This is a genomic window from Salinimicrobium oceani (assembly GCF_012037645.1).
The window spans coordinates 1-337 of record NZ_JAAVJR010001256.1 but is presented as its reverse complement, the minus strand read 5'-3'; the positions used below and the strand labels follow the sequence as shown (position 1 = coordinate 337).

Annotated in this window: 1 protein-coding gene; it reads left to right on the top strand. The window is 43.6% G+C overall.

Annotation, left to right across the window (positions count from 1 at the left end; translation table 11 throughout):
- Positions 1-337 (top strand): PAS domain-containing protein (locus tag HC175_RS21720; RefSeq protein WP_168139973.1); only part of this gene is annotated, 337 nt, incomplete at both ends.

The following is a 337-nucleotide window of genomic DNA, read 5'->3' as shown; positions in this document are numbered from 1 at the left end:
AATATCATTGCCAGTATAAGGAACGGAAATCGTGTAAAACATATTGACACGATTCGCCTGGATAAGAACGGCAGGGAAATTCCCATTTCTGTCACCGTATCTCCAATTAAGAATGCCTACGGAAAGATCGTAGGTGCTTCCAAGGTGGCAAGGGATATTAGCGACAGATTGCAAATCGTGGAAAAGCAGGCAATGCTTTCGGCTATTGTGGAATCTTCAGACGATGCCATCATCAGTAAGAACCTGGAAGGCATCATCATGAGCTGGAACAGGGGAGCCGAACAACTTTTTGGATATACTGAAGCCGAAATTGTTGGAAAATCCATAACCACACTTA